Source organism: Moorena sp. SIO4A5 (assembly GCF_010672005.1).
Classification (GTDB): Bacteria; Cyanobacteriota; Cyanobacteriia; order Cyanobacteriales; family Coleofasciculaceae; genus Moorena.
In genome coordinates, this window is sequence record NZ_JAAHHZ010000246.1 from 1 (window position 1) to 7,072 (window position 7,072).

4 protein-coding genes are annotated in these 7,072 nt (G+C 42.7%); all 4 read right to left on the bottom strand.

The features are described from left to right. Nucleotides 1-388, bottom strand: a 388-nt coding sequence (locus tag F6K57_RS33820) for a response regulator (protein WP_293072317.1), incomplete at its 3' end; no start/stop codon positions are given. After that, nucleotides 385-780: a response regulator gene (locus tag F6K57_RS33825; protein WP_293031622.1), complete on the bottom strand. Its 396-nt coding sequence runs from the start codon at nt 778-780 to the stop codon at nt 385-387. The genes F6K57_RS33820 and F6K57_RS33825, both read right to left, overlap by 4 nt. A gap of 548 nt (nt 781-1,328) precedes the next feature. Beyond that, nucleotides 1,329-2,819, bottom strand: a complete 1,491-nt coding sequence (locus tag F6K57_RS33830) for a response regulator (protein WP_293072318.1) — start codon at nt 2,817-2,819, stop codon at nt 1,329-1,331. Between the two features lie 311 nt (nt 2,820-3,130). Further along, complete coding sequence (locus tag F6K57_RS33835) at nt 3,131-6,400, bottom strand: PAS domain S-box protein (protein ID WP_293072319.1); 3,270 nt, start codon at nt 6,398-6,400, stop codon at nt 3,131-3,133. Nucleotides 6,401-7,072: the final 672 nt, after the last annotated feature.

The following is a 7,072-nucleotide window of genomic DNA, read 5'->3' on the forward strand; positions in this document are numbered from 1 at the left end:
TATACAATGCCTCTTTTACAGTAATTCTGAGGTCGTCAGCCTGCCAAGGCTTAGGGATATAACGATATAATTTAGCATAATTAATCACATTTCCCACCGCTTCCAAATCCGCTTGCCCAGTCAACATAATTTTGAGGGTTTTGGGTGAAATAGTATGAATGCGTTTTAGTAATTCATCCCCTTTCAGATTGGGCATGATGTAATCAGAAATAACCAGGGCAACTTCATAGTCATCCTCTACTAATTCTTCGAAGACTTCTAACGCTTCTTCCCCACCTTGGGTCATTTCAATCAGATAGTTATCTCCCAAACTAGTTTCTAGCTCTATTTTCAGGCTATCTAGGATGGTTTGTTCGTCATCAACACAGATAATGGCAGTTCGATTCATAATTCGACTAAAGCATCCTGAATTGTTAAAATTAATTCCCGAGTATTCCAGGGTTTATGTAAACATCGATATAAGTTAGCATATTGTTTCGCCCGTTCAACCGCTTCCTCATCAGCTTGTCCCGTTAGCATCACTTTAATAATATCGGGATATTTGTGATGGACATTAATCAGAAATTGATCCCCTTTCATTCCTGGCATTAACCAATCGGAGACAATAATCAGAATTTGTTCTCCATTCTCATAGAGTTCATCAATGATTTCCAAAGCTTCATCAGCACTTTCAGCAAATTCATAGAGATACTTATCTTCAAAAGCTGCTTGAAGTTCCATCTCCAAGCTTTTCAAAATCGATATTTCATCATCAACACATAAAATTACGGCGTCAGACATGACTAGTTCCCTCATTGAATTCATACCAATTCTGGCCGATTACGGCTACAGATCAATTTCATCTGGCCATCTCCCGATCTGGCGATCTCCCGATTTCCCCATCTGCATCTGTAGTCCTACTTTGAAAAATGGCTATCAATAGTCAGAGAAACGGTCGAGATGGGTTGAGTAGGCAAGGTCGCGTTCGCTAGCCAACGCCCTTCGGGCTAATCGCATAAGTAATCTTACGGTCTTGATCGAAGATGACAAGTTTTTGGTAAGCCTCACACACCCCTCGATAAACCAGGGTTCTAAGGCGCTTAGTAAATTTCCTCAGTGAGCCGATAGCCTGGGAGTGTAATCATTATTGGTTACTATGGATGATTTAATGACATGGACTGCAACTAGTCACAGTTTTGACACTCCCCGCTCTTGCCTAGACCGGGTTTTTTTTCCTTGGACCATTGTTTATGAACTAGCTAAACTTATAACTAGCTACACTTATAACTAGCTACACTTATAAAGTTCCCCAGCAATCCTGTCCAAATAACAGTTTCAGGTTCATCATCTCAATGTACCTCCTCAGCCATCGGCTGTGGCTGCTGAATCGGTAGGGAAACTGTAAAGGTAGTTTCACCAGGTACGGACTCCACCTCCATGTGTCCGTGATGTTTCTCTACAATTTTCCTAACAATATCTAATCCCAAACCACTGCCTTCTCCAGCGGCTTTCGTGGTAAAGAACGGCTGAAAGATTTTCGGCTGAATTTCAGGAGGAATCCCTTTGCCAGTGTCAGTAATGCTGACCTTGATTTGGTCATCTTGCTGCCTCACATTAATGCTTAAAGTCCCCTTGTTCTCCATAGCTTGGAGAGCATTGTGAATCAGATTCGTCCAGACTTGATTGAGTTCATCAGGATAGCACCGGATAACTGGCAAAGAATCGTCATAGTTTCTGTAGACGTCTACGCCATGTTTGAGTTGGTTATGATAAAGAGTCAAGACCGTGTCAATGCCATCAGTAATCTGTGCATCTATCTTTTCCCCACTAGAGTCATAACGAGCATAAGTTTTCAAGGCAAACACCACTTTTGTGGCTCGTTCCACGGCAGTGGTAATGTTGCGAGTACTCGTATAGAGGTTAGCTAACTGATAGGCAGTGGTTAAAATCATTTCGTTGTCTGGGTCTTTCAGGAGAGGCAAAAACTCTTCAAAGTCCTCATAAACCCCAATTCCCGCCAATAAATTGGCTAGCTTGACTGCTTTATCAATAGCGTAGGATTCCAGTTGGCTTTTCAACCTTCGTTTGAGTTGACGTTGCTCTCGGGTAGATAGAGGGGTACTCTGTCGGCTGGAGTATTGGAGTAAGGCCAACACATCGGACTGACGTTCTGGCGAGAGTCCTTGAAAAAATGAGGGTAATTGGTGGAGGTGGTCGTTGAAGAAGTTAGACAGATTGCCCACACAGGAGCGAATTGCTCCGAGGGGAGTATTGATTTCGTGAGCGATTCCTGCAACCAGTTGTCCAAGAGCAGCGAGTTTTTCTTGGGCGATTATCTGGCTTTGGGCAGCTTCGAGCTGTTCTAGGGTGTTTTGCCACCTCGCTTCTGCTGACCTTAGCTGTTCAATTTCCTCTTTAAGAAGGGCATTTTGCTCCTTGAGGGCCTTTGCCTGACTTTGCAGTTGCAAATGGGTTCTAACTCTGGCTAATACTTCCTCTGACTGAATCGGTTTGGTCAGATAGTCCACTGCTCCGAGAGAAAAACCCTTGACCTTGTTCACGGTCTCGCTCAGGGCTGTCATAAAAATCACAGGAATTTCACGGGTTAACGGATTTTCCTTCAGCCGATGGCACGTTTCAAATCCATCAATTCCTGGCATCATCACATCTAACACAATCAGATCTGGCGGTTTATAGTCAACCTGTTCAATGGCGCTTTCGCCATCAGTGGCAACTGCAACTTTGAAACCAGCACTGATCAATGTTGTGGATAGTACTTCTAAATTGGTGGCGATATCATCTACAATTAATATTAGTTGTTGATCCTGGCCATTGATCATTGTTACACCTTTTTATAGAGTGGTCGAAGCAAGTAACCAATTAATAAATCGTTGCTAAACCATCCTGATAACTCCTAATAACCCTAACCATAAATCTATCAGCATGACTTTCTAATAGTTAAACCGTAAAACTAGGATTTTATTAATGTTAATCCCATTAACCCCTAAAACTTTGCTCTCATTATCAATGACTGTTTGCTTAGCCGAAAAGTAGGCTATTGGCTGATCCCTGGCAAGGGTAGCATGGGCTTAGGGCGTTAACTGACGGCACCTCAAGTAGTGTGGGCGTAGCCCATAGGCTTACCTCTTAACTAATTACGTTCCAGGTATTGTTTGATGAAATCTTGGATTTTTTTAACCTGAAAGCCTTGAGCGAATTGCTGGATATGTTGGACAAAAATCGCAAATTTATCATCGGATTTATCCAGAGTATCCACTTGTTCTAGAATTTCGCTGATTAAGCCTGTTCTGGCCAAATCATAGAGCTGAGCAAGTTTTTCAGCTGGGGGAGGGATAATCTCTGTAGTTTGACATGAGATGTTTTCAGCCATCATCTTTTCTCGTTCTTCTTTTCCTTCATACACCCATTCCAGTCTCAGATGCATCCGTAATATCTCGAATAGTTTTTCTGAATCTACTGGCTTGGGCAGAAACTCGTCCGCCCCAGACTCAATACTCTTGTGTTGGTGAGTATCAAATACGCTGGCTGAGCAAGCAATCACCACTACTGACTGTAATTGGGGAGATTCTCGCAGCTGTCGGATCAATTCCCAACCATTCATCCCTGGCATGAGCAAGTCCGTAATAATTACCTCAGGCTGACACTGAGCTTTCTCCAAACCCTCTTGACCGTTGGTGGCCTCCACCAGTTCAAACCCAAGGGGGGCAAGCAGATTAACCAAAACCATGCGATTTTCCCATTTATCATCCACCACCAGGATTTTCCGCCCCTGGCCTTTGAAGCCAATGATCCCTGTTTGAGAAGCCATGGGGGCATGTAAGCTTTCTGTGGCTTCTGGCAACTCCAAATTAAACCAAAACACACTGCCAATTTCCGGCTGGCTCCTGACTTCTAAGGTAGAGTTCATCATACACAGGAGTTTCTGAGTAATTGCTAATCCCAATCCTGTCCCTTCTGCTTTGCGAAAGGGATTTCCTACTTGCTCAAAGGGCAAAAAAATCTTTTGTAATTGCTCTGGGGTTATACCAATCCCAGTATCTTCTACTTGAAACCGGATTTTTGTCCTTTTTTCTTTGTTAAGCTCCCTTGTGAAGGAGGGTGATGGGGGGATATCCTTTTGGGTAGATTCAAGGACACTCACTTTCAAGGTTACTTCCCCAGAGTCAGTAAACTTGATGGCATTACTTAGGAGATTCATCAGTACTTGTCGTAGGCGTTTCTCATCCCCATAGATGCCATTGGGGAGTTGAGAAAGGGGTTGGTAAGTAAATACAATGTCCTTCTGATTAGCGCGGATACTGCAGATGTCAACCAGGTTTTCCAGAAAGGAGGAAAAATGAAAATTTCTAGGAACGAGTTCCATTTTCCTGGCTTCAATTTTGGATAGATCTAGAATGTCGTTAATCAGGGTTAACAGGTGTGAACCACACTGATGAATGATGTGGACGCCTTTGAGTTCCTCAGGGGTCATGGTTTTGGACTTTTTGAGGATTTGGGTGTAGCCGAGGATACCATTAAGGGGGGTTCTTAGTTCGTGGCTCATGTTAGCCAGGAATTCGCTTTTGGCACGATTGGCGACTTCCGCAGCCTCTTTAGCATGTTGGAGTGCGGCTTCCGCTCGGTTGCGAGCAGTGACATCAACCATAACCGCTAGAGACCGAACCACCTGACCTAACTCATCTTGTTCAGCAATAGCGGAAAGAAGCACGTCAATGATTTCTCCATTCTTGCAAATCACCTGATAGGGAACATCCAAGCACATTTCTGTCTCAAAACATTTAGGCAGAAACACCCCTTGGGTGTACTGGCGTGATTCTGTTAAAAAATCAGTTGATTGTCTTCCAATAACTTCATTACGATCGTAGCCTAACTTCTTTTGCCAGTAGTTACTGACACTGAGCAATTTACCATTGCTATCAATCGAATGCAGCATAACTGGTGTATTTTCATAGAGCGTGCGAAAGCGTTCTCTGCTCAGCCGCAGCTCCTCCTCGGCCTGTTTGCGATCGCTAATATCTTTATGGGTTCCTGCCATTCGTTTCGGGTTGCCCTTGTGATCATGAGCCACGACTTTACCGTAAATGGCAATCCATTTCCATTGACCAGATTTGGTTCGTACTCTATGGTCACAGGCCAAGAGAACCGAACTGTTCTTTAGACAAGCATTCAGCAACGACTTTACTAAGGCTTTATCCTCTGGATGTATCAGCTTTTCCCAACTGCTGAGGTATCCTGGTAGCTCATCCACATCATAGCCCAGCATTTCTAACCACCGGGGACTGTAATAAACCTCTCCAGTCGTGATGTTCCAGTCCCAGAGTCCATCACCAGATCCTTCTAAGGCTAGCTGCAAGCGTTCCTGACTCAGTCCCAGTTCCTCTTCTGCGTGCTGATGCTCTATCTTAGCCCGTGCTAGTAAGCTAGAACCAATACCAATTAGCAGCACTAAACTACCATAAAGCCACCCTAGGGGCTTCCAGGAATCACGAGAGCGTTCATTTATCACCTTAGGGGAAATGTAGGTGACAATTTTCCAGGTATCGGAGTTAGCATCCATCGTAGTGGGATCAGAAAAACGCTTTTGTACAGGAGTTTTACCTGTTTGCATCTCGTAGAAAGGATGAACAGTGGTAAAGGTAAACTTACCGTTAGTAGTTTCAAATTGCCCCTGATCAGCCTTAGAAATCCGTTGCCATTCTTTTGGAAACCCCTTGGCAAAGGTACGGTCTTTGCGGTTAGGATACATGAATCCCCATTCATCCTCTGGCTTGGTTCCCTTCAGCCAAAACCCCTCACCATTCAAGAGCATCATTTCCCCTAAGGACGTGTGATTTTCGGATTCCAAACTATTGATGAAATGTTTAGGAAAATAGTTAATTATGACGATGCCCCGTTTCTGACCAGAACTGTCAAACACAGGACTACCAACGCGAATCACTGGCTTCAGGGGGTGTTCAATTTTTCCATTTTCGACATTCAGGTCTAGGGGAGAGACAAACATTTCTCCCTTTGGCAAAGCTAAGGTTTTTTGAAACCAGTAACGATTTGCCTTGACTTGCAGTTGTTCCTCAGGCACAATAACCGGCTGACCTTGGTTAAAGTTGACTCTAACAATTTCTTTACCAGTTGTATCCAGAAAGCGAATTTGGTCATAAAGCCCTTTCTCTCGAACCAGGATCAGATATTCTTGAGTAAGGGCCATGCGCCACCTTTCAGTTTCTTGGGGAGCATCACTGGTGCTATCTAACATTGCCCGTAACTCATTTTGATTGGCTAGGAATCTCAAGTCTGATTCAATGACATGGAAATCACTAGCTGCTCCTTGAGCTGCCATCTCAACATTACGAATTTCATTAAGGTTGACTTCGGTTGTGTCAACCTTAACCTCGGTGCGATGCATGAGCACTAGAAAACTTCCTATCCCTATCGTTAAAGGTATAAAAATAGCTAAAAAGTAGTTTAATTCGGCTATAGGGCTAATTTTTTTGATAGTTTTCATTGCTCCGATTAACTAGTTTAGTTTTTGCTAGTTTTTAAAAATTATTCTGTTCACTGTTACCCTTTAATTGTTCCCTTTAATTACAAAAAAACTGTAGTATTATTTTTTTTGTAAAAAAAATAGTCACTACTTCTGCTGCCGCAACTATATATATTGTGTATAATTTAGTTATGAATCAATCCTATAGCAAAGGGAACAGGAAGCAGGGAGTAGGGACCATGGACCATGGACTAGGAACTAGGGAACAAAAATTATCAAAATTATTACACAGATTGCTATACACAATATAGAGTTTTATGCCTGGTTTTATGGTTTTTTAATTAACAAAATAATTAATGATTTTATAGCTGGTTTTAGCCTAATGAGTTATACAGGATTTTTTCCCTATTCCCTACTCCCTTTGCAATAATAATTATTGCTCCCGATATTGCTGAATAAACTGTCGGATTTTCTTGAGTTTAAAGTCTTCGGCTAATTGACGGAGATGTTGGCTAAATGGGATTAACTTATCATCAGATTTTTCGAGAATTTCAACTTGTTTTAAAATCTCGCTAATTAAGCCAGTCTTAGCCA

Excerpts from the sequence above, each read along its gene's own strand:
- F6K57_RS33830 (WP_293072318.1), bottom strand. The coding sequence starts at position 2,819 with ATGATCAATGGCCAGGATCAACAACTAATATTAATTGTAGATGATATC.
- F6K57_RS33835 (WP_293072319.1), bottom strand. The coding sequence starts at position 6,400 with ATGCATCGCACCGAGGTTAAGGTTGACACAACCGAAGTCAACCTTAAT.
- F6K57_RS33825 (WP_293031622.1), bottom strand. The coding sequence starts at position 780 with ATGTCTGACGCCGTAATTTTATGTGTTGATGATGAAATATCGATTTTG.